The 26,425-nt window shown below is 45.0% G+C and carries 16 protein-coding genes; 4 read left to right on the forward strand and 12 right to left on the reverse strand.

What is annotated here, in order from left to right; genetic code table 11:
* Nucleotides 1-97 precede the first annotated feature (97 nt).
* The 3 genes from ACIFSR_RS28365 (at nucleotide 98) to ACIFSR_RS28375 (ending at nucleotide 5,401) form a co-directional block, all read left to right on the forward strand.
* Nucleotides 98-1,678, forward strand: coding sequence for an FAD-dependent oxidoreductase (locus ACIFSR_RS28365; RefSeq protein ID WP_430061699.1), 1,581 nt, complete (start codon nucleotides 98-100; stop codon nucleotides 1,676-1,678).
* A 179-nt stretch (nucleotides 1,679-1,857) separates the two neighbouring features.
* Nucleotides 1,858-4,560: a glycoside hydrolase family 10 protein gene (locus tag ACIFSR_RS28370; protein ID WP_430061701.1), complete on the forward strand. Its 2,703-nt coding sequence runs from the start codon at nucleotides 1,858-1,860 to the stop codon at nucleotides 4,558-4,560.
* Between the two features lie 25 nt (nucleotides 4,561-4,585).
* A complete protein-coding gene (locus ACIFSR_RS28375; protein ID WP_430061703.1) occupies nucleotides 4,586-5,401 on the forward strand; it encodes a creatininase family protein in 816 nt (271 codons plus the stop codon).
* A 63-nt stretch (nucleotides 5,402-5,464) separates the two neighbouring features.
* Here ACIFSR_RS28375 and ACIFSR_RS28380 read toward each other — a convergent pair whose 3' ends face one another.
* The 11 genes from ACIFSR_RS28380 to ACIFSR_RS28430 all read right to left on the reverse strand — a co-directional run bounded on the left by ACIFSR_RS28380 (nucleotide 5,465) and on the right by ACIFSR_RS28430 (nucleotide 23,401).
* Entirely contained in the window at nucleotides 5,465-6,013 is a 549-nt protein-coding gene (locus ACIFSR_RS28380) for an SGNH/GDSL hydrolase family protein (RefSeq protein WP_430061705.1), read from the reverse strand.
* Nucleotides 6,014-6,163: 150 nt separating this feature from the next.
* Nucleotides 6,164-8,929, reverse strand: coding sequence for an alpha-mannosidase (locus ACIFSR_RS28385; protein WP_430061707.1), 2,766 nt, complete (start codon nucleotides 8,927-8,929; stop codon nucleotides 6,164-6,166).
* Between the two features lie 90 nt (nucleotides 8,930-9,019).
* Nucleotides 9,020-9,973 (reverse strand): carbohydrate ABC transporter permease, encoded by a 954-nt coding sequence (locus tag ACIFSR_RS28390; protein WP_076270037.1) that lies wholly within the window; start codon nucleotides 9,971-9,973, stop codon nucleotides 9,020-9,022.
* 15 nt (nucleotides 9,974-9,988) lie between these two features.
* The gene (locus ACIFSR_RS28395) at nucleotides 9,989-10,873 is read right to left on the reverse strand and encodes a carbohydrate ABC transporter permease (RefSeq protein WP_076270038.1); all 885 of its coding nucleotides are present in this window, start codon (nucleotides 10,871-10,873) and stop codon (nucleotides 9,989-9,991) included.
* Nucleotides 10,863-13,454: a DUF5696 domain-containing protein gene (locus ACIFSR_RS28400; protein ID WP_430061710.1), complete on the reverse strand. Its 2,592-nt coding sequence runs from the start codon at nucleotides 13,452-13,454 to the stop codon at nucleotides 10,863-10,865. The genes ACIFSR_RS28395 and ACIFSR_RS28400 overlap by 11 nt, the downstream gene beginning before the upstream one ends.
* Nucleotides 13,455-13,476: 22 nt before the next feature.
* Nucleotides 13,477-15,534 carry a YIP1 family protein gene (locus ACIFSR_RS28405; protein WP_430061712.1) on the reverse strand — a complete coding sequence of 686 codons (2,058 nt, stop codon included), beginning with the start codon at nucleotides 15,532-15,534 and terminating at the stop codon, nucleotides 13,477-13,479.
* Nucleotides 15,535-15,551: 17 nt separating this feature from the next.
* Nucleotides 15,552-16,424 (reverse strand): carbohydrate ABC transporter permease, encoded by an 873-nt coding sequence (locus tag ACIFSR_RS28410; RefSeq protein ID WP_076270040.1) that lies wholly within the window; start codon nucleotides 16,422-16,424, stop codon nucleotides 15,552-15,554.
* Between the two features lie 4 nt (nucleotides 16,425-16,428).
* On the reverse strand, nucleotides 16,429-17,313 hold the full coding sequence (locus tag ACIFSR_RS28415; RefSeq protein WP_256711010.1) for a carbohydrate ABC transporter permease: 885 nt from the start codon (nucleotides 17,311-17,313) through the stop codon (nucleotides 16,429-16,431).
* A gap of 111 nt (nucleotides 17,314-17,424) precedes the next feature.
* On the reverse strand, nucleotides 17,425-20,376 hold the full coding sequence (locus ACIFSR_RS28420; RefSeq protein ID WP_430061714.1) for an extracellular solute-binding protein: 2,952 nt from the start codon (nucleotides 20,374-20,376) through the stop codon (nucleotides 17,425-17,427).
* Nucleotides 20,377-20,444: 68 nt separating this feature from the next.
* Entirely contained in the window at nucleotides 20,445-21,851 is a 1,407-nt protein-coding gene (locus ACIFSR_RS28425; protein WP_430061716.1) for an ABC transporter substrate-binding protein, read from the reverse strand.
* Nucleotides 21,852-22,258: 407 nt separating this feature from the next.
* A complete protein-coding gene (locus tag ACIFSR_RS28430; protein ID WP_430061718.1) occupies nucleotides 22,259-23,401 on the reverse strand; it encodes a GntR family transcriptional regulator in 1,143 nt (380 codons plus the stop codon).
* Between the two features lie 135 nt (nucleotides 23,402-23,536).
* On the opposite strand from ACIFSR_RS28430, the gene ACIFSR_RS28435 reads away from it, so the two are divergent.
* A complete protein-coding gene (locus tag ACIFSR_RS28435) occupies nucleotides 23,537-26,134 on the forward strand; it encodes a transglutaminase domain-containing protein (RefSeq protein ID WP_430061720.1) in 2,598 nt (865 codons plus the stop codon).
* Here ACIFSR_RS28435 and ACIFSR_RS28440 read toward each other — a convergent pair.
* Nucleotides 26,109-26,333 (reverse strand): hypothetical protein, encoded by a 225-nt coding sequence (locus ACIFSR_RS28440; RefSeq protein WP_339208569.1) that lies wholly within the window; start codon nucleotides 26,331-26,333, stop codon nucleotides 26,109-26,111. The genes ACIFSR_RS28435 and ACIFSR_RS28440 overlap by 26 nt on opposite strands.
* Nucleotides 26,334-26,425: the final 92 nt, after the last annotated feature.

Raw genomic sequence — 26,425 nt, forward strand, 5'->3', positions numbered from 1 at the left:
ATATTTTTTTTAATAATATCATAATTGGTGGATATAATCTCTATCTCGTGTTACGATATAGCAAATTTTCATTCAATTCTAGAAGGGCGGGACTCGAATGGAACAACAATCGATTACAGCTGACATTATTATACTTGGCGGAGGGCTTGGCGGATGCATGGCTGCACTATCCTCAGCCAAGTTAGGCATGAAGGTGATTGTTACAGAAGAAACGGATTGGATTGGCGGGCAGTTGACTAGTCAAGCCGTTCCTCCCGACGAGCATCCTTGGATTGAAAGCTTCGGCTGCACCCGTACATATCGTGAGTTTCGCAACCGTATTCGCCGTTATTACAAGGAAAACTATCCCTTAGTAGAAGACGCCAAAAACAATGACCGCCTAAACCCAGGAAACGGCTGGGTCAGCCGACTATGCCATGAACCAAAAGCCGCGCTTCATGTGCTTGAGACCATGCTTGCTCCTCATATCAGCAGTGGAAAAATAACTATTCTACTCGGCTATCAATTAGAGTCCGCTGAAACAAACGAAGACCTGATTGAATCTGTCCTTGTCAAACATATCACTTCAGGTGAAATGAAGAAGCTGCATGGCTCCTACTATTTGGACGCGACTGAATGCGGCGACCTTCTTCCTCTTGCCGGTGCAGAGTATGTATCAGGAGCTGAAGCAAAAGCTGAAACGGGAGAACCGCATGCGCTCGAGCAGGCCGATTCCCTTGACATGCAATCCTTTACGTATGTATTTGCTTTGGATCACATAGAGAACGCGGATTATACGATTGAGAAACCAGAGCAGTATGACTTTTGGCGAAGCTTCATTCCTGCGCATTCACGTTTCCCGCTGTTCGGCTGGAAAATGGGAGACATTCATGATCCAAGCCAGGACAAAGAAATTATCTTCATGCCTGATGGGAAAGAACCCATGCCCTTCTGGACTTACAGACGCATAATTGACCGTTCTTTGTTTAAAGAAGGCTCGTTTGAAAGCGATATCACTTTAATTAACTGGGCACAAAACGATTATTATTTAGGACCTATTTATGAGGTAACTGAGGAAGAAAAACAAAAACATTTGAAGAGTGCGCGTCAGCAAAGTCTATCGCTCGTTTATTGGCTGCAAACGGAAGCACCGCGTCCAGATGGAGGCATTGGTTATCCCGGCCTTCGACTTCGCGGTGACATTGTTGGAACAGAAGATGGCATTGCCAAACATCCTTATATTCGGGAATCTCGCAGAATAAAGGCGAAATATACGATTACGGAGCATGATGTCAGCCTCGAAATCAGGGGGGATCAAGGGATCAAACGATATGAGGACAGTGTAGGCGTCGGAAGTTATCATCTAGATCTCCACACAACAACAAAATCCAATCGCGGCTTCTACATTCCCAGCTTGCCTTACGAAATTCCGCTCGGAGCCCTCCTCCCCGTTCGGATGAAAAATTTGCTCCCTGCCTGTAAAAATATTGGCACCACTCAAATTACAAACGGCTGCTACCGACTGCATCCAACCGAATGGAACATCGGTGAATCAGCAGGCTATTTAGCCGCTTACTCCATTATAAATCAAGTCACCCCGCATGAAGTACGAGAAAACAAGCTGCATCTGGAAGCTTTTTTAACACTTATTCAAAATCAAGGCATTGAGACGCATTGGCCAGAAAATTTGAAGCGATAGTTTGAAAATAAAAATATTATCCTCTTTTTATAAAATTTATGGAAAAACAATCCGCTTACTGTTACACTACTGCTAGATAAACAATCCATCATGAACATGAACAGCTACTTTATCCGAAAGGCGGTGAAGTGTAAGGTTCTGTTTTATGCGTACAAATGAGAAGATTCGAGGTGTATGCCATGATGACCAAACGATTGTTTAATTTCGTTCTTTGTGTTGCCCTTCTTCTGATCAGCATTTCTTCAACCGCCTTCTCAGAGCCCGCTTCTCCTGACCAGCCATCCATTACGCTTGAGGACGGCACAAACCACATCGTTGACCTCATTAATCAAGAGAGTCAAGACAACAAACTCATGATATTTACCCGCAGCTACGGAACCACAACAAAACCTCCACTCGTTCCGACAACAGAAGCCATCATTACAAACGATATCGTTACAGCCATATATACAAACAGCACTAACGGCACTTATATTCCTGCTAACGGATACGTCATATCTGGAACGGGAAACAAAGCTTCATTGATCAACGGCTTCAAGATTGGAGATTCCATTACTACGAGCTTTCCTATATCGGTTTATCCAGCCCAATATTTCACCGTTAATGAAGAGATCGTTCCAATTACTCAGGTTAATGCAGGGCGCGGAGCGGCGGATATCGTTCTGTATTTACCAGAATACGGCCCTGCAACAAAAACAAATCCATGGGGCATGGAGATTACCGTTGACGGAGGTTCCGTTACGCGAATAGCAACGATGACGCAGGATACTAGCGGCAATTGGCTCGATAACAACTCATCCATTCCTGCAAGTGGATACGTTCTCTCTATTCAAGCTGAAAGTCCGTTTTTTGCTAAATTAAATGGAACTGTGCGGATTGGAGATGCCGTTGAATTGAATATGAACAATGAAGTGTTAGTTGAAGCCTCCAAAATAGGATACGACGCCTTAAATCCGCGAACGAGAGAAGATAATCCCGGAGGCTGGGATGACGGCAGCAATGAACCATACCCCGGACACCGCGGAACGGATCAGCTCATTATTTACGACAACAGCTATGGCCCAGCAACGGGAACGAATCCTTGGGGATACGAGGTTGTCGTAAACTCGGAAGGCAAGGTCACGCAGGTGAGCGGCAATAATTCTACCATTCCAGCTGGCGGATATGTCATATCCGGGCATGGCGTCAAAGCAAGCTGGCTAAGCGAGCATGTATCCATTGGCAGTAGCTTCAAGCTGCTCACGGATAAGAAACAAGCGTTATTTCTGTTCACGCCAGAATCCTATTTGGATAAAGCGCAAATAGGAATAGATGCCGCGAAGCAAAAGCTTATTCTCTCCAAGCAGCAGTTTCTAGACATTAACTATAACGGTATGGAACAGCAAATTACATCTGCACAAGCAGCATTGGTCGATTTGAAAAGCCAGATTGCTCAAGGCGATTTCAATTCCTTCACGATCCAGTTCGCAGAGCTGAACGCACGGGTGGAGAAGGCCAGCTTCATGGGCTATGAATCCCGCGCTGTAGATCATCGATCCATTTGGATTCGTCCGAAGGAAACGAATCTCGAGCAGGTTCAGCAGCATATTGCGAAGCTTCAAGCCTTAAATATCAACTCCATTTACTTAGAGACCTGGTGGAATGGCTTTACGATTTACCCAACGAGCCATCCGCTAGCTGCTCAAAATCCGATTTATGGCGGTTTTGACGTTTTGAACGCCTATATAACTGAAGCCAAAAAAGCAGGCATCGAGGTTCATGCATGGGTCGAAAACTTTTTGGTAGGCGTCGGCAGTATGGCAGGTCCCGTCAGAAGCCTTAAGCCGGAATGGTCCATGATTAGTAGACAAGGCCACGATTATCAAGACGTTCCGCTTTACAACACCCAGTATTATTTCCTCAATCCTGTAAGGCCTGAAGTACGGGACTTTGTTTCTGAAATTTATAAGGAGCTGCTTCAGAAATATAAAGTAGACGGCTTGCATTTGGACTATATTCGTTATCCCGATGCAGGTGATTACACGAACGACTTTGGTTATGACTCTTATACGCGCAATCTGTTCAAGCAGAAGCATGGCGCAGATCCGATCGACCTTCATCCCGTCGACAAGCTTTGGCAAGCGTGGGTTGATTTTAGAAAAAATACGATTAATGAGTTCGTATATCGGATCTCCAGTGAAGCCAAAAACCTGAAGCCGGATATCCGAGTCTCCGCCGCCGTATGGCCGAACTACGTGAATGGGCCAGAGTTCATGCACCAAGAGCCAAAGGACTGGATTGCCAAAAACTATATCGACCAGCTCTTTCCGATGTCCTATCATCCAGACGCTTCATCTGTTGCCACTGATTCCTTAAACTCAGTTGCACTCGCAAACAACAAAGCGCTGATCGTCATTGGTGTCGGAACGAATCTTGGCTTAACGAAGGAGATGCTGCTTAAACAAATAAACGACTCCGTCGCAGTAGGCGTCTCCGGCTCAGCTTTGTTCGAATTTGAATCGTTGTTTGGAAATGAATATGACAAGGCGCTTTTAGCAGGGCTCTACAGCAAACCCGCCATCGTGCCAGACAAAGATGTTTTAACATCATTCAAAACGATCATTTCCGAAATGCAGCGCAAAATCAAACAGATTTATGTCCCGTTCAATGGGATGGATAACGATAAGAAATATGTAAAAGAGCTGGAGCAGCTTGAAAAAAGCTGGAAGGATAAAAAATCAGTTGGCAAGGACGCCAAAGAAGCACTTAAGAAAATAGAGAAGCTTCTGGAGCGTATCGAATCGGATCGTGCTTTGAACATAGAAGTTAAAAAACGAATGGCTGCGGATCTTAATTATTTGGAAACCATTATTCTCGTTTACGTATCCAAGGCAGCCCACTAAACAACACGCAGAAAGGACCAACTGTATGTTATGGGAAAACTTGACCGTCAAGGAATTTGAGGCGGCCGTTAAGTCAACGAATCGAGTCTGCGTGCTTCCAATCGGCTGTCTTGAAAAGCATGGCGATCATCTTCCCCTCGGAACGGATATGATGATCGCTAGAGAAATTGTAGAGAAGTCAGCTCAATTAGAGTCCTGTGTTATCTTTCCTTATTATATTTTCGGCCAAGTATCCGAGGTGAAGCATTACGCAGGCACAGTTGCTCTTGGCAGTGAGCTGCAGCTGCGCCTCTTGCAGGAAGTGTGCAAGGAAATTAGGCGCAACGGCTTCAACAAAATTATTTTGGCCAATGGGCACGGCGGCAATAACAATCTGCTGAGCTATTTCGTCCAAACGATGCTCGATGAACGCAAGGATTATGTTGTGTACGCCTATAATCTATGGGAATTAAATGCCGAGCAGCTTGCTCATCTTGATCAATCCTATGAAACGCCAGATGACTATGGGCATGCCGATCATATGGAAACATCGCAAATTCTTCATATTAATCCGTCTCTTGTCCATATGGACCGTTTGAATCCAGGCGAGTGGGAGTCCAAAGGTCTTGGACGAACGCTAACGGAGCATAGGCTGTCCGCTGGCATCCATTGGTATATGGAGTTCCCAAATCAGATTGCGGGCGATCCTTCATTATCGACGGCAGCTTATGGTAAGGAGTATATTTCAATGTGCGCAAGCAACTTCGCCAAAGCGATACACGCTGTCAAAAATGATGAAGCCTCTTTGCAGCAGCAAACCGCTTTTTTTGATCGATGCGACGATGTGAACCTTATCCGTTAAAACAAGAAATGGCAGTCCGGCCTAGCTTCAGGCTTTGGACTGCCATTTCCTTTATTCCTTACATTACAAATATTTATGTATGTGCTCGATGACTTTCTCCGCGCATCTACGATTTCCTCGTTCAGATAAGTGCAAACGGTCCTCGCAAATATGTAATGCTAGATCTTCCTTTATGGTAGCGTTCAGATCATTTATTTGTATGCCCAGGCTTTCCATCAGCTTTACAGCTGCCGCATTGTATAAATCAATCTCTGCATTGCTGCGCCCAATCGCATCGGCTGGAACAGGCGTCGTTGTTGCAAATATGATGTTTGCACCCGTTCTTTGCAGCTCATTCGCCGTCCGTTTAAGCGTTTCCAAATATTCTTCTAATGAAGTAAGTGCCTCGACCATTGGCGCTTCATGATGCAAATCCCATAATCCGTTGTTCCAATGAACGATATCTGGTTTGCCCAGATCTTTAATCCACAAGTTAACTCCCCATAACGTATGTTTCGCAAATCTGCCGTTCTCCTCAGGCGCAACAACCTGTGCCGTTTCTTTCAAAGCCTCGCGCACAAGCGGTTCATAGCCCATTCGGATCGAATCTCCGAGCAGCAGTACTCTTTTCATCCGTAACACCTTCCCCTTGTTTTCATAATATTTGCCCATGCCGCAAACTTGATGCTTACGTACATGTCATCCTCATCCCTCTTGAAATATAGCACACCCCCAACCGTTTCTCAAAGACAGTTAGGGGTGTGTTATACTCCGTATGCTAATTTACAAAAAAACATCTAAACTCAGCGTAATGATTTCAGCGGGACGAACCACCATTCGGCCAAGCTCTGACTCCTCCAGCCTCTGCTCCATAACGCTGCTGCGATGTGCTGCGCTCACGCCCAGCGTAGGGTATACGCTTAACGTTTGCTCATCTCGTGATAGATTATACCAGCGCGCAATCAAATCCCCCGTGTTCTCCGATACCTTAAGAGCAGACAAACATAGTTTGTCACCTTCCCATTGCATAAAGGAAAAACGGCTGGGAAGCTCACCCTCATGTGTACCCGTCTGCTTCACTATCCAAGGAACTTGATATTGATAAGCTTCCTTCATCGATGCCATAGCTCCATGTCCAATGAACTCCGACTTTGCATGCTGATTCTCCACCGGAAACGGTATAATTTCAAGCTTAACCGTATGCTCGCCGAGACACTGTGCCTCAGGGGTCGGGAAGTACCCCCAATCACCTAGCTCTCCCACCGCACGCAGCAAAGTAACCGCAATGGTATTGTTTTCATCTTCATCTCGCAAAACTTCATATTCATTTAAACCAAGGTTGGCGATCGTAACCCCCTGCTTCTCGCCAATCAATGTCACAAAAGCTTGCTGATGCTGACAATTACTTGGATTTCTCCATTCCTCCGAAGGGGTATTATCCCGCTCCACCACTTCAAAGATTGAATCTGCCAAATGTGTCTTCGATTGAAAGTCTGCCGGGAACAACATACGCAAACGATGGTCAAGAGCCTCGTTGTTAAAGGTTGTTTCTATTTGCAGTTCTTGCCCGTTTTTGTTAAGTGATACCTTCGTCTTAATCGTAAAAGGAATGAGCTTATCCGACCTGCCTGATTTTCGTCCAGTAAACCAAATCAGCTCTTCTCTCTCCTGCTGCAACAGCTCTTCTGCCGACTTCGGGATTAACATCTGGTGCGTAATTTCAAAGCTGGCTTGATAAGGTGTATCTTCCGTTATGCGTATTTCGGCTCGAAGGCCTCTCGTTGTCAGCGGGACGTCACCGTTTGGCTGGCGGTACATATACTCATTACCGATGTCTCCTGTATCTTCATATATACATTGATTGCGTAGCACTTCATTCGAACGATGATCAACAATAGTCAAGGAACCGTCATCAGCGATCGTTACGGTTAAATAATCATTGCCCATCTCTCGTTCATTCCTAATTAGAGAGCCTTCTTCAGCTTGAAGCTGTTTAGAGTAATCATTTCTAATCAGCGCATAGGTCTTGTAGCCAAGTGCTGGTACACCGTGCGCCTCAAATTGAATACGTACTTTTCTAGCAAAATAAGGCTGACGGAACTGATCCTCGGGCAAATCGTATCCGAATTGTACGCCTAGATCTTCTATGCCGCTGGAGACCTTGCTGCCCTCTGACTCCACGAGGTATAGGCCTGCTAAATCAATTTCCTTCAGTCGCTGCTTCATCGTGTAAAAATCTATTCCACTATTGAAATAGATGCGCTCGATCTCAACATCAGTGGTAACAATACCAGAACGCAGCCAGCCCGTTGTATTAACAACAACGAGTGTTGAAGCAACCTCTCCAAAGGAAGTAAATCCGCTCGTATCTACCTTCGAAGCGACTGCGGATAAGCTGTCTTCGATAATGCTTTCGGCGACATGCTTGCTTTTGGCAAAACGGGTCACCATCTCTGCATGGACCTCATCGACACTGCATCCGCAAATGCTGTCATGCGGATGGTTTTGCATCAATGTTTTCCAAGCATAAGTGAATAGATGATGAGGATAAGCATGGCCTGTCAAATAAGCAAAGGCTGCTATCGGTTCGGCCACTTTCTCCAGCAGCGCCTGACCTGTTTGGTTCATTTGCTTAAGATAGATTCGCGAAGATGCAGTATTAACTAGCGTCGACCAGCCATCGGTATGCTGGCTTCTTAGTTCACCCTTAACGATGGACAATTTCTCAGGAAGCGATGCGGTTACCGCCCCAATATAATCTTCAAAATTCGAATGGACAAATTGATATTCCGGAAATAGCTGCTGCGCTGTCGCAATAGCTTGTGCTACATCCGTCTGCACCGGCTGATGATCGCAGCCATTCATCATGAGCCAGTGGGGCGTTGAAGCATACTCGGCGACATCCTTTAATTTACGCTGCCAATAAACACCAGCAGCTTCAGGATCAGTTGGAATTTCATTGCCGTTGCTGTACCAATTGGCGAACAGAATGCCGATCACTCTTGAGCCGTCAGGAGCCTCCCAAATCATCTCGGAGAACGGTGATTCGTAGACTTTCGTTTGAGAAACTTCATTATTAAAGCCAGTTGGCTTCACACCGCGTCCGAACACAGCATTCTCGATCCCTGCTTGCAGCATCAGCTGCGGTGCTTGCCCAATGTTCCCGAACGAATCCGGGAAATAACCCACCTTTGCAACTTTGCCGAACTGCATGGCATCTCGGTGTCCATAAACGAGATTGCGCACATTTGCTTCACCGCTCGTCAAAAATTCATCCTGCAAAATATACCACGGTCCAATATGAATGCGTCCTTCGCGAACATACTGCTCAAGCAGCGCTCTTTTTTCCGGACGAATTTGCAAATAGTCTTCTAATATAATCGTCTGGCCATCAAGATGGAAGCTTTTGAAATCCGAATCTCGCTCCAGCGTCTCAAGCAAACGGTCGATAAGCGCAATTAATCTAACATGGTGCTTCTCATATGGCAAGTACCATTCCCTGTCCCAATGGGTGTGTGAAATGATATGAACAGTAGTAGATGATATCAAAGTATCCTTCTCCATTCTCTGTTTGGGATGAAAGCAAAGACGCCGCTCCACGTTCTTGCCTAATGCCGATTAATGCTCACTTTGCTTGCGTTAGCCTACGATGCCTGTACGCTCTACACTTTCGACGAAATAGCGCTGTACGAACAAGTACATGATGATAAGCGGGAGCATAAGCAGGAGAACGCCTGTATTCAGCAGCATGGATTGATACACAAGATCGGGTTCTTTGCCAAGCACAGAGCCCATGTCTGCTAACTGCGTTGATAATACTTTTACTTTGCTGAGAAACAACGAAACATAATAGCTGTCATTCCACTGCCATACGAAGGAGAACAGCACAACCGTAACGATAGCAGGAACGGCATTCGGCAGCATGATCTTATAGAAGGTTTTAAAAACACCTGAGCCATCAACAACGGCCGCTTCTTCAATCTCCTTCGGAATGCCTCGGAAAAATTGCCGAAAAATATAAATGTAAAGACCGTTTTTGAGCCCCATTCCCGTTGCGGATGAAATCAGGAAAGGCCAAAAGGTATCAATTAGATTAAAGCTGTCCCTCTTCGAAAACAAACCTACTAAACCGAACATATCAAAGTACCTATACGTTAAATATAGCGGAATCATAATCGTCTGCGGCGGTACAACAATGGTGAATATAACGAATCCAAAGAGGATGCCGCTGCCTTTGAACTTCAACTTTGCAAACGCGTATGCCGCTAGCGCACAGGATGCGAGTTGAATGGCAGTCGTTCCCGCCGATATCAAAAACGTATTCAGTAGAGTAGCCCAATAGTGGGTCGCTTCCATCGCAATTTTAAAATTATCCAACGTGAAGTTTCTAGGAATCCACAGCACCGTCGGATCATAGATATCAATTTTGTTGCGGAATGCGACCGAGAAACGAAGAAATAGCGGAAATAATATAATAAAACAAAAACCAGAAACGAGTACTGACCTTAGCAACGTCCATAACAATCGCTTCGATCTCTCGACCGGATTATAGTGGCGGTGAAACCTTTCCGCGTGAATGGCCGGCAGCTTCATGGCCTCTCCTCCTTCTCAATCGTAGTAAAACACTTTTCTCGAAATGATGCCCGCTGATAGGCTAAGTACTATTGCGACAACGATAAAATACACCCAAGACATCGCTGCACTCTGCCCGAACTCAAACGTTTTGAATGCCGTTTCTGAAATAAGTGCGTTAACCGAATTGTTATTGAATGAATCAATAATAGAATAAATTAAATTCGTCAAAATAAGCGGCGTCATCATTGGGAATGTAACTTTCCAGAAAATCTCATAGCCCGTTGCCCCCTCAATTCTTGCAGATTCGTACAGTGAGGGAGAAATGGATTGCAAGCCCGCAAGAAAGATAAGAATTTGGACGCCAGAGGAGCTAATAATTTCATAGATTCGGTCAACCGCATCCGAAATATAATTTACGAATACAGGCGCCAAGCCGGACTCCATCATCATCTTTTTCAGCTCGAAGCTCTGCATAAGGTTTCCGCTTCCGCTAGATGAAGAAGAGCTTCCAACAAAGCTGCTAATGTCCATATTGGCTATAGCCGCAGATGCTAGAATAACGGGTAGAAAAAAGACTGCCCTTGCCATCGCTCTTCCTCTGAACTTCTGATTCAATAGCACCGCTGCAAAGAGACTGAATACGATGATGATTGGCACATTAACGATCATATCTGTAACCGATTCAGTCAGCCTGCGCGGAAAATCCGCATTTGTCAGAAATAAATGACGAAAGTTTGCGAAACCCTCATACTTTACTGCGAAGCCGCCTTCAACCAAACTTATTGAGCTTAAGCTGAATCGTAAGGATTGAATGAGCGGCATGATAAACAGCATGACTAATCCCAGCATTAATGGCGTGGCGAACAACACGCCGCACCATGCTTTTTTCTGCGCCAAGGTCAATGGCTTATTGAACATCTGCCTCACCGCCTACCTGATAACTTTGAGCTGCAAGCTGCATGCCCTCTACTGCTATCGCCTTATTATTGTAGTTGATCGTAATGACATAACCGTTCTGAAATGTCGTTTCCACGACGCCCGGCAAGATTTGTCGATGCTTCACAATGACCTGATTCCGAACCTTTGACAATACGCCATTCGCTTCCTTATAGAGCTGCACCGCTTCATCAAGCCAATCTTTGTAGTTCAAAGCATAAAGGTTATCGTAATCGGTGTCCTTCACTTTCGTTGAGTCACTGGCATACCATTGATAATATAAGCTCGAGCCCGTTTCCAGCGCCTTCAGCATCGATAGACGAGGATTTTGTTTATCATCCATGTTGTAAGGTGAGCCAGCCAAATCATAATAGCCATGTAATGCAATTTGATAAAACGGAATATCCTGATCTGTAATATTCATCAGACTGCTCTTGGTCGGTGCGTTTACGATTACATCTGCATAAGGCAAGCTGTATGCGTTGCCGCCATTCACCATGATCGTTTGCGCCTGAAGGCTCAGCTTATTTGTCTGTGTCTTAATCATTTCCAACGCTTCCTGACGGGTTATCGTTTTATCCGGGTTGTAATCGGAATTGACCTGATTTCCCATATCTCTTAGCGATAATCCCTGCAGGCCGAGCGCTTTGTAATCCGCCAAAAAACCGTTTATTTGCTTCGGCAGCGCAGCAGGCGATAAAATATAGTGGGAAAATTTTGAAGTATCCTGATCGTACATAACCGGATTATATTGATAAACCTTTGCTTCTCCGCGATCAAGCCATGTAGCCGATCCGCTGGAACCTTTGTATTTTTCCAAAAAGGCTGTATCCGGGTAGAAGCCGATCCCGTTTTTCTGTGCAAAATCAGCTAGCTCACGAAGCCCTTCTTTGCCTCCCAGCTTATTCACGACTTTGATACTTGCTGGCGAGCTGTGCCGAATACCATCATTAAACCACCCGACATAACGTAAATCGATATGGTGGATATCCGTATCCATCAGCTCTTGCAGCAAGTTTTTCGCTTCAGCAAAGCTGGTTAGCGATTGTGTTGCTTCATACGGTATTCCGAGGAATGATTTATCTACCCGGAATGCTCCTACCAGCTCCATCACAAACGGCGAATCCTCGACTTTATCCAGCTTTTGTATATTGAATTTATTGATTAAGTAATTGCGATATTCAGCAGCCATTCCTACATAATCGGATGCTTCACCGCTAAGGAAGGAATATCTTATGGATAAGTCGCCGTCATACCTTTTCTTTTGGAACATCGGCACGGAGCTCGTTTTTGTCCCCGACGTAAGCGTGTAAAAGTCCATTGATGAAATTTGAAACTTGCTGCTAACGGTATTATAGGAGTCGTTCCGTCCGCTTACATCTGCTGTGATGCTTGCCATCGCATCACCATTTTCAATGATCCCAAACAAAGCATGGTCGGATCGCTTAAGCCCAAATACCGGCAGCCTCGTCATCTCATTAGTCTGTATTTTCTCTTTCACATTGTACGTACCGTCATTGCCGTACACAGGCAAATTGTAGGGTTCCGCTTGGTGCTTTCCGCTGTTCAGCTCAATTAGAGCGCCTGCGCCGTCAGGCACGAACAAGTATCCCGATTCCTTCACACCAGCAGCGCCAAAATGTTTAAGCACCTGTACGCTGGCAATTGGATATTCCGCATTGAATTGCAGCTCCTTGCCCGGAATCGTTACGACAAGCTGCTCATTATCCAGCGTATACTGAATTGGAATCGTAAATTCTGCCCTTGCGGCTGATGCAGCGTCGGCTGCACCGTTTTCTTCGTTATCCTGCTGCGCATCTTCCGCTGTGTAGCCCGCAGCTTCGAGTGCCGCAGATATTTCCTCCGCTACGTAATCCTGCAGCTTCCGGACGACATAAATTTGTTTTGCCTCATCGAAGCTGAATTTGTATTCAACACTTTTCCTCAGCTCTTCATCGGCAATCTGATCCAAGATTTGCTCTTGAAATCTTTTTTTGCTTATTACCTTTGGAATATTAGCGAATCCTTTGGCAATATTGCCTATTCGATAAACGACTTTGATCCCGTTCTCTTCGTCCGTTATTTCAAATTGCTGCTTTGCGACGCTATCATCATAACTGTTGAAAGCATTGACCTGCCCTTTTTCATTGTAGTAAGTAAGCAGCACCTGTGAGGATAGCTCTGAATGGTACAAAGGCGAAGCTTTCTGATCCTCGCTTCTCTCTACCGGGTTTGAAAACCAGACGTAGCTGTCGCGTTTGTCCTTTAGGGCAATTTCTGCCGTTTCACGGTTGATATAGAGCTGAAGCGCGTCATTATCTTTCACTAATTCCATCGCCGACAACGCTTGCAGCTCCTTATCCGTGTTGACCGCAGTTGATTTACGTCCTGCTCCAATCACACGGTCTTCCTGCTGATCAGAGACGGCCTCAGCTTCTTTTGTACCGAGGTTTATCTGCGCTCCAGCTTCTTCCTTCTTGCTGCAGCCTGCCGCACTTGCAGCAACAACGCTCGCAAGCAGTGCCGCGAACAGGATGCTGGACATCTTCCTCTTACCTGTCACGACCATCTCTCCTTCCCGCACGCTACAATCTGAACGATAATTCCTTATAGACAGAAATGGCGAAGCTGATCATCTGCTGAAGCATGCTGAATAATAATACCCCGATAAAAACAATAATTCCGATGACAACAAGTGTAAGCAGCATCGTCATAACCGTTTTCCCAGCTGAATATTGATGCACCGTCATCGTACCTGTGAACAGCAGCCATGCTGACCAGATCAAGGCAACTCCATCAAGCAAATAATAGAACGAGCTTTCGCTGCCTGTAATTAAATTGCTGTACAGCGTTTGAGGCAAATAAATGATAACCAATGGCATCATCGCATAAGCTGTCGCCATCACAATTTCCTTGAATTTACCTTCACCATCCATCAAGGTCGTTAAGGACCAGTTCGCAACACACCACAGAACAAAAGGCAATACGATAAAAGTTAATTCGTTCAAGCTGTTCAATTGGCTTGGGTTGTTGAAATTGACGACGAAGCCGCTGTATTGCCGTTTAATAATGGTGAAGATGACAAGCAGAAACACAATGCCGAAAGCGAGCTTTAGCCTGCCCTTTTGCTCGTACTTCATTTCCCAGAAGCCATTAAAGGGATGCATCATCGTGTAGAAAGGATTTTTGATAATGCCGAACTCCTGAAAGTGCTGACCATTCACCTTTCTCCGATTCCACTTCATGAGGGCAAAACCAAGTACAACAGCTAGTGCAACTACGAGAACAATAGTGCCAAAATGCGCCAGCACGATGCTTTTTCGATAACCCTTAAAGGCTTCGGAGTAATACTCCCTGTTGTTCCCAAGCTTAAAATAAGACATCGCCTCATGATATTCGCCTTTTTTGAGCAGAGATTTGCCGATTCCTAAATAGGCCACCTCCACATTTCCGTTTAGCTGAAGCACCTTCTCCCAAGCGGCTGTGGATTGCTCTGTTTTGCCATGATAAAGCGAAATAACGGCTTCCCTAATCAAGCTGCCATAGCGGGTTGGCTCAAATGCGGTCAACCGTCCGTTATCTTTATCCAGCACAAGTATATGATCATCCATAATTTCAATGGCAGAGGGGGTACGGAAATTCTCCTGCTTGCTTCCTAATCCTCCAAACACGTACAGCAGATTTCCATCCTTGTCGTAAGTAAATATCCGTCCCCGCTTAGAATCGAGTGCGGAATACATGCCAGCTTGATCCGCAGCCACATCGATGAATATGGAGCTGCCCGGATTGGTCCCCGTCTTCAAAGTGCCAATATCACCCTTGGGCGGAAAATAACCCTTGCTCCGCAAAATATCAGCTCCCGATGGATTCAGCCGTTTGATCGGCCGGTTCGAATCCTCTTCTGAGGTTGAGGTGTAGATGAACCCGTCCTCGTCAAGATCGAGATTGTTAAATTCAAGCGGTATGAACTGCTCCATTTGCTGTCTCTGTGCTTTGGTCGATATCCGTTTCCAGAACAGATCAATCGGGCTGAACTTTACGCGGTTCGTTCCAATAAAGCCGATAAACTGCCCTTCATCGTCAAACTCCATCATTCCTTCGTAAGACCCGCGGCTAACGACTAATATTCGCTTCGCTTTATCAACAGCTACCTTAATTGGCGCGTACTGAAACCCTGGCCGCAGCAGCGTTGATTTAGGCTCGCCTATTGCTCGTATGAACTTACCCGCAGTATCAAATACGACAAGTCTTCGGTTGAGTGTATCTGCCACATAGATGAGACCATCGTTTGTGCCAAATACCCCCTCCGGCTTATTCAGCGCATCTTCTTTTCCTTCATTCTCAAATTTGGAAATGACCAGTTCTTCTTGAAATTCCTTGTTCAATATAATGATTCGGTTATTGCCCGTATCCGCAATGAATATTCGCTCATCCTTGCCAACGAACATATCCATTGGCGAAGCAAGACGTCCACTGCTCCAGTTGTCACCGTAAATGACTTGCTCCATTTTGTATGCATTCGGCGAGGGCACAGCATCTCCCCAATAGGAATACTGATAGGTATCTATTGCGGCTTCTGCAACAGGAGCGGCCGCACCGATCATGAGCGATGCGATAAATAACGCGGCGATGATTCTCTTCATCCGTTGCTTCCCTCCTGTTATTCCTTCAAGCCTGATGTAGACATGGTTTGAATAATATTGCTCTGCGTTACGATAAATACGGTGATCGGTACAAGCATCATCAGCAGTGTTACCGCAGCTACCGGTCCTGTTCTAACAAGTCCCCCGCTTGCGATTTGGCCAAAAACGTAATCTACCGTTTTTAATTGCTCGCTGTAAATATATTTGTGGCTCGTTACTGAGCCATTTGTCCATAAGCTTTGCAAGGAGAAAATGATTAACGTCAGCCAAGCTGGCTTAACGATCGGCATAATAATTTGCCAATAAATTCGGTATTCACTCGCTCCGTCAATTTTGGCTGCTTCTAGCAGAGCATCCGGGATTTGCTCCATGAATTGCTTCATGAGATACAATCCTAGAGTCATGCCGAAAGCAGGCAGCAATATCGCCCAATACGTATTAATCAGACCAAGCCACGATATGATCATGTAGTTCGGCACTTGTGTAACGTAGGCGGTAAACATAAGGGAGAGTACAACGAGCGAGAACAACACTCGTTTCCCCGGAAATTTAAGCTTGGCAAGCGGGTAAGCCGCTGCCGAAGCAAATATGACATGCCCCACGGTGCCCACGATAGCAATGAAAAAAGTATTGAATACGTATCTTGAGAAGGGCACCCACGAATCACTGAATATACCAAGCAAATCTCTGAAATTTTTGAAAGTAGGATTTCGCACGAACAGCTTTGGAGGAAAGGAGAAAATTTCATCCAACGGCTTAAATGCATTGCTGATCGTGAACACAAGCGGCAATGCCATAAAACAAGCGACCCCGCCAAGCAGCAGAAACAGCAGTATATCGACTGACAAGGAACGATTCAGCCTCTTTGACACTTTAAAAGATCGTTTCATCCCTCTACTCACCCACTTTTCCCAGCAGCTTCTGCGTTAAGAGATTTGTAAGGAGCATGATACTGAACAATACTGTGGCAATCGCCGACGCATAGCCCATCTCATACCGAATGGAGCCGTAATCAACCAAATGTGTAACAATGGTGTGTGCTGCGTAATCCACACTTGGGAAACCGATCATATAGATGGAGATCTCTGCGATGGAGAACGCCAACGTAATTTGAATAACCGCACCAAACATCAGCTGTGGACGCATAGCAGGCAGTGTTATGAACCATAATTCCTGCCAGCGGTTGCGAATGCCGTCAATGCTTCCCGCTTCGTACAGGGTGCGATCTACATTTTGCAGCCCTGCGATAAAGGCTAGAAAGGATGTGCCGAGACTTAGCCATAGCTGAACGAGAATAAGAATACCCAGCACATACCTCGTATCTTGCAGCCACTGAATCGGCTCCATAATGAAGCCCCACTTCATTAGAAAGGAATTCGCATAACCATAAGAGTCGCTTGCGAACAATAGCTGCCAAATCAAATAGGTATTGCCCGCAATCGATGGCGCATACAAGACGAGCGTTAGGAACGCTCTTATCTTTGGCCTTAGCTCGTTAATAAGCCATGCAAATAAGAAGCATGCCAAGTAACTAATCGGCCCCGTAATGGCCGCGAACAAAAACGTATTTTTTACCGCAATCAGAAAAATATCGTCTTGAACGAGTAATCTTGAATAGTTTTGCCAACCAATCCACCTAGGCTTCTCAAGAAAATTAAAATTCGTAAAGCTGAGCAGCAGCGATAATAGCACAGGGAGTACAGTAAATGTGCAGAAAATAATAAAGTATGGTGCCAGCAGCACATAAGCGTGTTTACTTTTTTTCATTTCAACAAACATGCGCGTTAATTTTGGCTTCAGCTCTTTCCCGTGAGCTAGAATACGTGAATCGCCTTTCCCCCTCGTTACGGGGCGGGCTGCTAACTGCTGTTTCATTTAAGCCCCTCGTTTCTAATAAGGAAGATTAAATTCCTTGCGCTTTAATGTAATTTCCTCATTCATCGCCCTTACATATTTGTCCATCGTTTCACGCGGATCTTCTCCTTGAACGACAACACGGCGGAATGCATTATCGATATTTCTGCCTGTCAAATATCCACCCGGAACCTCTGGTATGCCCTTAACCCATTTCATTTGCTCCTGCAGCATTTGAAAATCCTTCGTTGGCCAAGGAAGTGAAGCTAACGCTTCCATATTTGCCGTTGGGTATCTAGCAGCAGCACCCATTCGAATTTCCATTTGTCTGCCAAAAGCAACCTGCGTATCTTTGCCTGTCCACCATTTCAAGAAGGTCCACGCCTCTTCTTTGTTTTTCGCTTGCTTGAACATAATCGATGCCGAGCCTCCGCTGCCTACCTCGCGGTGGAAGGAACCATCGGCAGCAGCAACGCCTGGAACAGGCGCAAATGACCACAGCCCTTTGATCTCAGGCGCAAAAACAGTCAGCTTGTTATACATCGTATAATCGACGATACCAATTGGCATTTCTCCTGTTCGGAAGCGGTTTGCGAAATCAGCTGCGATTGGAATTTTATAATTGACATAAAAATCGGTCCACTTCTTGAACTCCGAAATTGATGTCTCTGAATCCAAATCACTCGATTTACCACCGTCCTTATAAAACTGGCCGCCTTGCTGAAGCAGAAACATCGCAAATGCAGGATTTGGCGGAAGCGTCATAATATTCGTCGTTGCAAGCTCATTGCCAATGGAATCAAGCGGTTTTTGCGGTAAACCAAACTGCAAGTTATGCTTCTGGAGCGTAGGCAGCATATCATAGACATCCTGCCACGTTTCCGGCACTTCCAAATGCAGCTCATCCTCCAATATATCTTTTCGGAAAAACATCATTGGAAACGTTTGCTGCTCAGGCAATGCGTAATAGCTTCCTTTATATTCATAAGGCACCATGGCGCTTGCTAGAAACTGCTGCTGTACTTCCGGATAATCTGGAAACGCAGATAAATCCTGAAGAGCGCTGCGGCTCGCGTAATTCATCGGCAAGTCGTTGCCAACCTGCAAAGCAACATCCGGCCCTTTCCCCGAGACGGTTGACGGTAGAAGCACATCCGCGCTTACGAGTTTTAAATTCACATGTATGCCCGTCGTACTCGTAAAACGATCATCTATCAATCGTTTAATGACTTGTGCTTGGTCACGAGCCGATGTTACCCATACTGTAACGCTCTGCTTCGTCTCTTCTTCATCCGAGAAATCATCGTAGTTTTCACTAAAGGATGCTGCGAACGATTTGATCCCAGTTAACATCTTTGCCCATCTGGTTGCTTCGGGCTTCGGCAGCTTTGCTTCTGGCGAGCTAACGATCAAATAATCCAAAGCAAGCGGCTGTTCATTGATCGTAAGCATCCATGAGCCAAGCGCGCCAACATTCGTCTTAAATGCTTCGATCCGTGATGGCACGGATTCCGGGCGGCCCGCCATGTCCTTAAGCTGATACGCTAGTCTATTAATAATCGCTGTACGGTCATTTCCACTCTCAGATGGTCCTTCCATACTGCTCGCAATGCTATAAAGCAGCTTGCTTTGTTTCTCAAACACTTCAATCATTTCAGGGATACGCTGTTCCAGATTGTAATCACGAAAGGTATCCGGAACGGTACCTGTATAGCTGATGATTTGGCGATACATGGCATTTAGCTCAAGAATGCTCGTTTCCACCGATCGCAGAATTGGTGCCAGCTCGCCCAAAGTCACTTCCATCCGCAACCGATGCTTGCCTTTAGTGAGATGGAATAAATAAGGCTCATCTTTGCTCGTTCCCAAAACATTCATTTGCCAAGAATGGTTATATGGAAACTGAACCTCTTTCAACTCCTTAAAGGGCAGCTTCCCATCTATATAAATGGAGCGCAGCGCAGACATGCCATTCAAATAGTTTTGACGGTTTTTCAAAGCAATTTGATAGAGCCCTTCTTGCTCTACTTCAATTTCCCATTCAATCCATTGTCCCGGCATTCTCCATGCCCATCCACCCATTGCATTATTGCGAAGCTTTGATACATGATAAGGTTCGACCGCGGGAGAAGAACGATCATTATAAGGCAGCAAGCTTGGCGTAGACTTATATAAAGCTTGCTCTGCTTGAAGCTTGATCGAAACGTCTGCAGCCTGCTTTAGCCCATCTTCTTTATACTTGCTGGCAACCTCTGCATATGTAGGAGCAATTTCCGGTGCAGACAGCTTCAACCAATCGATGACGAGCGGCTCTTTAACCGAAGTCAGCGTCAGTGTATGCTGGCCTCTCGAGAAATAAAATAAAAAAGGCTCTTCATAAAAGCCCGTGTTATCTTTAATTAAGCTTTCCTGCCACATATGCTCTTCGATTTGGTTTGGCAGCAGATCATTTCCCCTTGCATCGCGATCGAAGCTTTGCTTCTCGTTTTTCCATATTCGATTGAAGGTTATGCTTCTAGCTTCATTAAATGGCGATTGCCCATCCACTAACAGCTCCCGTTCAATATCTGAATCCTTGCCCGGCTCGCTATAAAAATGTATACCGAGATTGTATAGCCCTTCTTGCTTAACCTCGAATGCCCAGGAAATCGCACCTGAATCTTCCGTGAGAACCGCTTGCCCCTCGTTGCCCGCTCTATTCTCAACGATAGAAACTTCCATTCCCTTAACTTCGCTGTAGCTCTCCCCTTCGATTACAATCGTATCGTTAGCCGCCAGTTGAATAGGATCATATTTAGACAAGTATTCGTCATAACCACCCTTTTCATATGGCGTATCTAAAGCCGTCGAATGGGTATTCCGATTGCTTGCCGATGTTCCTTCAGCAGTAACCGTGCCGTTTAGTGCGGACTCCTGAAAAAACAAGGAGACACAAACAGCTAGTGACAGAAGCAATAACGAAATGACTTTAACGCTTGGTCGCCGCATCGTTTCCCCCTCCTCCCTAGCAGGCTCTCTATTAAAATAGGAGCCTGCCGAGAGTTTTTGACAAAATTTTATTTGTTGTCTTGAAGCAATTTGTTCATGTTCGCTTCAAACTGCGGTTTGATTTTGTCAACTGCAGTGGAAGGTGATACTTTGCCTTCTGTAATTTCTTTGACGACACCTTCAAACAGCTTCTCGCCATCTGGAATGCCATAGTAGGAGATATACTCAATGTTGTCGGCCATCTGTTTCCGAGTATCGAGCGACTCTTTACTTGGGTAAGAAGTTTCCCATGACTCATTGGCTAGCTTTCTGCCCTCTTCATGAAGACTAATCTCATCAAGAATTTTCACAGCAACCTCAGCATTTTTCGAATATTTAGCTACCATGAACATATTGCCAAACGGTGTGTAGGAAATATAGCGATCAGCCTTAGGGCCTTTCGGGAAGAAAACATAACCAAGTTGTTGATCCTTCATACTATCGACAAACGTGCCAAGCTCCCAGCTAAATCCTGCATAGATAACGCCTTTGCCAGCAATGAATTCTTTCGCTGCATCCTCAGGAACCGGCTGCATGATCGATTTATCTGTGTTGTAGAGATCAGAAATGAACTGCAAGGACTCAATCGCATTTTCACTGTTCATTGCGAATTTATATTCTCCACTTGCATCCTTGTCCAGAGCCCCGTTGTTCGTGTAGACCATCTGCTCTGCAAATGCTTTAACTTTACCGTAAGCGCCGGTTACGCCAAATACATCTGTTTTTCCATCGCCGTCTGTATCCTTCGTTGCTGTTTTTGCAAATTCACGGAATTTATCCCATGTCCATTCGCCTTTTTGTTGAAGCTCGTATGGATCCTCTAGGCCAAGCTTCTGAACGAGCGTTTTGTTATAAAACATGCCGTACGGAGAAGGAGCTGAATCCGTCATTCCGTATTGCTTGCCGTCATAACTTCCTCCAACCTTCATCCAGCTAATATATTTCGGATCATTCAAATCCAAAAATTCATCAACTGGCTGAATGAACTGTTTGTTCACAAGTTGTGGAAACGCCCAGAAAAGCTCGATCCGAACGATATCCGCAAACGGTGTGCCTGAGAGAGAGGTCGTCGTAAAATTTTCAATATACTTTCCATAGTCGCCGAACTTTACAAATTCAATTTTGCCGTTATATTTTTTCTCCGCAGCTTCAATCAATTTGATTTGCGCTTCTTCTGCGGGACCTTTTTCTTCTACTAATCTTGGATCTGCTCCGTCGTACCAAACGCCGATTTTAATCGTCTGACCTTTTAAATCGTATTTGTTCTCTTCCGGCGCCACAGTCGCTTCTGTTGTTGGTTCAGCATTTGTCGGAGAAACTGCATTCGTTTCTTTCCCTTGATTGCTGTTAGCACCATTTTTACCGGAGCATCCTACAATTGAAACCATGAGTATTAATGCAATGACTGCAAACGAGCGTAATTTTAGCTTTTTCATTTAAAATCCCCCATCATTCATATTGGATTGAAATTTTAAAAAGACATGATTACGAAACGCTTTAACCAAGCTCTAGACAGAAATACCGAACAGCCCTCCTTAACGGTATAATAAAACCAGTTATAAAGCGCTTACATTCTTCGCAAGCAAAAATAACCGATATATCCATTGTTGTACAATCGGTTCGTTCTCAAGGTGCATCACTTCAATTACAAACCGACTTGGCTATGTAATTAGATATACCTTTTAGCCTGCTTACAAAAGTTATTATAATCGCAATACTATTTTTTGTAAACAATGAATATACTTAATATAGTAAAATACATTATTGATTATACCAAATAAAAAAGCTGGCCATTATGGCCAGCTTTTTACACTATAATGAATGACGCAGAATAATAGATTGCCTATACCGATTTGACCGAGGCTTGATCATCTACCGTCTGCATGCCAATGGACTCTCTTTCTACCACACGAACGGGAACTTGTAATTTTTGCGGTGAAAAATCAGCTCGTTCAATTCGATTAACGATTAATTCAGCCGCTTTACGGCCTATTTCGTTATAATCTTGGGCTACGGTCGTAAGCGGAACCTCTACATGCTGCGCAATGATATGATCGTCGAAGCCGGCAATTGAAAGCTGTCCTGGTACTTGCAAGCCCATTTCAATCGCGTTTTTAAGAAGATCGACGGCAAGGTGATCATGCTCAACTTGAATCGCTGTTACTCCAGCCTGAATCAGCGAAGCAATCATTGATTTATAGAAGGTTTTGCTGTTTGTTTCATCTACTTGTCTATAGAAATCCGAAACGATTAAGTCAGGATCAATCGGAATTTTGTAATCCTTCAGCGCATTGCAGTAGCCTTGATACCGGTCCCGCACCGAACTGCGAAATTCGATGCTGATGCTGGAAACAAAAGCAATTCGCTCATGGCCAAACTCAAGGAGCTGCTTCGCGATCTCATAACCGCCTTCAAAGTTATTTGAAGTAACGCTCGTAATCGGAATGCCTTCAAAGTACTGATCAATCGTCACAATCGGGTAGTCGTTCCAATAAATAGCATTGATCAAATCGATATTGCTAATGGTGCTGATGGGATACAATATGATGCCGCTTGAACCGTTCTTAGGAATTCGAACGAGCAGCTCCTTCTCTTTGTCCCTGCTCCAATTGCTGTTATGAATGCTTAAATAATAACCTTTATCGTCCAAATAGTCCGATGCTCCGGTTATATAGTCCGATTCATGTGTCGCCATATAAGGAAGAATCATTGAAATAATCCGATTGGCATTTGATGTGCCTGTATCGGATTCGATATAAATCTCTTGTTTTTTGACAAAGCTCCCGCTTCCGCGCTTCCTGTATATTAGGCCTTCACGTTCCAGCTCGATTAATGCTCGCTTCGATGTAATGCGGCTAACCCCTGACTTCTCCGCCAATTCCACTTCTGTTGGAAGTTGTTGATCAGGCAAATATTCTCCCGATTTTATCTTTTCCTTGAGATCCTCAAGAATGACCATATACAAAGGTTTGTTATCGGACTGCATGCTCATTCACTTCCAGTCTATCCGTAATGCATTTCTTGTATTGATTATACCAAATCAATTCTTTATAATGCAAATTAAATATACCAACTTCATTCGAGTATACCTGCAGTATTTAGGAGAGGGATGATCATAATTATGAATTCAGACTGGACAACACAGGTTCTAGAAAAATTCGCCTACAAAAGGAGCCTAGCCAGCTTGCGTGAAGAGCAGCTATTCAGCGTTTTTCAGCAGCCCTTAAGCGCGGATGAGCAGTTTGCGCTGCAATTTTTATATGCCTACATGCCTCTTAATGACTTAGCTGATTATAATGGTGAACTTTTTCTTAGCCATGTACGGGCTTCCCTTGCTATTCGGAATAAAGTGCCATGGGGCAGCACAGTGTCCGATCATTTATTTTACCACTTTGTTCTCCCATATCGGGTCAATAACGAGAACATCGAAGATATTCGAAGCTTGTTGTTTAATGAATTGTTCGAGCGCGTTCGAGGACTGTCCATGGAAGATGCCATTTTGGAGACTAACTACTGGTGCCATGAAAAAGCTACCTACATAGGAAACGACCAGCGCACCGTATCTCCTTTAACGATTATCCGTACCACTCTCGGACGCTGCGGAGAGCAGTCCACACTTGCAGTTGCTGCACTCCGCAGCATCGGAATTCCTGCAAGGCAGTGCTATACACCACGCTGGGCCCATTGTGATTCCAATCATGCTTGGGTTGAAGCTTGGGCTGACGGTCGTTGGCATTTTCTCGGTGCTTGCGAGCCAGAAGCAAGGCTAGACCAAGGCTGGTTTAGCGCCCCTGCCCAAAGAGCTATGCTCGTTAATACGAGAGTTCCCTCCAACTATGCAGGCCCCGAGGAAATTACGCTGCAGCATCCTTGGTATACCGAAATTAATTTACTAGACAACTATGCCGTAAACAAGACCATTACGATCAAAGTACTTAATCAAGCTGGTTCCCCATCTAGTGCTAAGGTACACTTCCAGCTGTATAATTACGCCGAGTTTTCTACTATTGTGACAAAGACGACAGATCAAGCCGGGCAAGTTACCCTTACAACTGGACTTGGCAGCTTATATATACATGCTGTTGGCGAAGAAGGCTGGGGCTCTATACTTATCCATACGGGAGACGCGAACGAATTTACAATGGTTATGAGCAAAGAGGAAGTTCGAGGCGGCATTTCGGATATTGATATGATCCCCCCGCCATCTGTGGACAGCAAGCTGACTTCAGCCGCCACCGAGCAGGAGAAGCAGAAAAATAGTGAGCGAATTCAAGAGGGTTCCCAAATTCGTGCTGCATATGAAGCAACATTTGTTAGCTTGGAGCAGTCTTCTCAGCTAGCTGATCAGCTATCCCTAAATGGAGATCGGGTATGGAACGTCCTTCAAAAAGCTAGAGGCAACAGCCATGAGATTTATGCTTTCTTACAAAATCAATCGCCTTTATATGGAGAATGGCCGCTTTTGCTGCTGGAATCACTTCATGAAAAGGATTTGACAGATACGTTTCAAATCTCGTTAGATGATCATCTACTTGGTTCTTTGCCTCTGATTGGAAGTCAGGATACCGATTTAGATAAATCTTTTACCAGCAAGTATCTTCTTTGTCCGCGTATACATTATGAGATGATTGCACCCTACAAGCATCGTTTCCAAGAGCATTACTCTGAGGCAGAAAAGGAGCTGTATCGCGGTCAACCTGAGGCCATGTACGAACGGCTTGCAGGTGAATTTGATATTATCGAAGGCATGAATCATTATAACGGCTCTGCCACGCCGCTAGGCAGCTTTGAATTACAAAAAGGCGATCGGCTTTGCTTCCACATTCTTCTAATCGCAACAGCAAGAAGCATAGGAATACCAGCTCGCCTTGAACCAACTGATTTAAGGCCGCAATACTTTATGCTAAGCCATTGGACTGACTTTTGTTCGGAGGGCACCTCAGCGCCAGCACTAGGTTTTGTTCATTTCATCAAAGACATAGCAGGAGATGTAGAAGAAGCCGCCTATTTCAATAACTTCACGATTGCGCGCTTTACGAAGGGCATGTATCATACACAAATGCTCCCCTTTGGCAAAAAGGACGTATTCGACGCGCCAATCGAATTGGTATGCGGACAATATCGGTTAATAACCGGAATAAGACTTCCAAATGGTACTGTAAAGGTCCGGCTTGCTTATTTCGACATTTCTCCATCAGCTACAACAAAATTGACATTGAGCTTCCGCAGCAAGGATATGGAAATTCCAATTCTAGCCTCACTCTCCGCTGATGCCATGGATAAGGAGTTATTCAATCCACAGGTTAGCATGAAGGCAGCCGTTCAGCCGCGCGGCGCAGTCATCGCTTGGATTGAGCCAGACCGTGAGCCTTCAAAACATCTGCTGAGAGAGCTTCGAGAGCTGGCTCCTGCATTTGAGGCATGGAATGGCCAAATCATATTGACAGCGGGTAAAGATAAGCTGACCGCATCCTTCTCATTAGAACAAGATGCTGCCTTGCCCCGAAACGCTTCTTTCCACCTTGACCAGTCATACGCTGGCCTTAACCTCTTTCAGCCCTTGATCGTGCCGAAGAGGATGGAACAGTTTCCCATCCTGTTTGTTTTGGATAATGTAGGACGAATCCGTTACATGTCAGAGGGATACAAGCTTGGAACCGGCAAAGAAGCGCTTGATGCCATTCATGCAATTGCTAATTCTCTTCAGGAAAAAGATTAAGCCGATCCTCGGATGCTGGTGTATAGCTATATGTACGGCTTAGCTTCACTACTCGGCGATTTGGTCTGCGAATAACGACAGAGGACTCGTCCCATGCTACAACGATACCTTTAACGTCATTTGCTTCGATTGCATCTCTTACAACTCTTATCGTCTCACCGCTTACGCGATATTGATCCAATTGCTCTTCACTTATCATTGCAATTCCTCCTGCTTCTATTCTAACCCGTATGATTATTGAAAAACCTCAATGGATGCTTACGCATCACATTGAGGTTTACTTCAAAATAT

It is taken from the genome of Paenibacillus sp. NRS-1760, from assembly GCF_050467785.1.
GTDB lineage: Bacteria > Bacillota > Bacilli > Paenibacillales > Paenibacillaceae > Pristimantibacillus.

Coding starts and splice junctions, on each gene's coding strand:
- ACIFSR_RS28430 (WP_430061718.1), bottom strand. CDS start 23,401: ATGCAGTCCGATAACAAACCTTTGTATATGGTCATTCTTGAGGATCTC.
- ACIFSR_RS28395 (WP_076270038.1), bottom strand. CDS start 10,873: ATGTTCAATAAGCCATTGACCTTGGCGCAGAAAAAAGCATGGTGCGGC.
- ACIFSR_RS28435 (WP_430061720.1), top strand. CDS start 23,537: ATGAATTCAGACTGGACAACACAGGTTCTAGAAAAATTCGCCTACAAA.
- ACIFSR_RS28405 (WP_430061712.1), bottom strand. CDS start 15,534: ATGAAGAGAATCATCGCCGCGTTATTTATCGCATCGCTCATGATCGGT.
- ACIFSR_RS28365 (WP_430061699.1), top strand. CDS start 98: ATGGAACAACAATCGATTACAGCTGACATTATTATACTTGGCGGAGGG.
- ACIFSR_RS28410 (WP_076270040.1), bottom strand. CDS start 16,424: ATGAAACGATCTTTTAAAGTGTCAAAGAGGCTGAATCGTTCCTTGTCA.
- ACIFSR_RS28440 (WP_339208569.1), bottom strand. CDS start 26,333: ATGATAAGTGAAGAGCAATTGGATCAATATCGCGTAAGCGGTGAGACG.
- ACIFSR_RS28425 (WP_430061716.1), bottom strand. CDS start 21,851: ATGAAAAAGCTAAAATTACGCTCGTTTGCAGTCATTGCATTAATACTC.
- ACIFSR_RS28370 (WP_430061701.1), top strand. CDS start 1,858: ATGATGACCAAACGATTGTTTAATTTCGTTCTTTGTGTTGCCCTTCTT.
- ACIFSR_RS28375 (WP_430061703.1), top strand. CDS start 4,586: ATGTTATGGGAAAACTTGACCGTCAAGGAATTTGAGGCGGCCGTTAAG.
- ACIFSR_RS28420 (WP_430061714.1), bottom strand. CDS start 20,376: ATGCGGCGACCAAGCGTTAAAGTCATTTCGTTATTGCTTCTGTCACTA.
- ACIFSR_RS28380 (WP_430061705.1), bottom strand. CDS start 6,013: ATGAAAAGAGTACTGCTGCTCGGAGATTCGATCCGAATGGGCTATGAA.
- ACIFSR_RS28390 (WP_076270037.1), bottom strand. CDS start 9,973: ATGAAGCTGCCGGCCATTCACGCGGAAAGGTTTCACCGCCACTATAAT.
- ACIFSR_RS28415 (WP_256711010.1), bottom strand. CDS start 17,313: ATGTTTGTTGAAATGAAAAAAAGTAAACACGCTTATGTGCTGCTGGCA.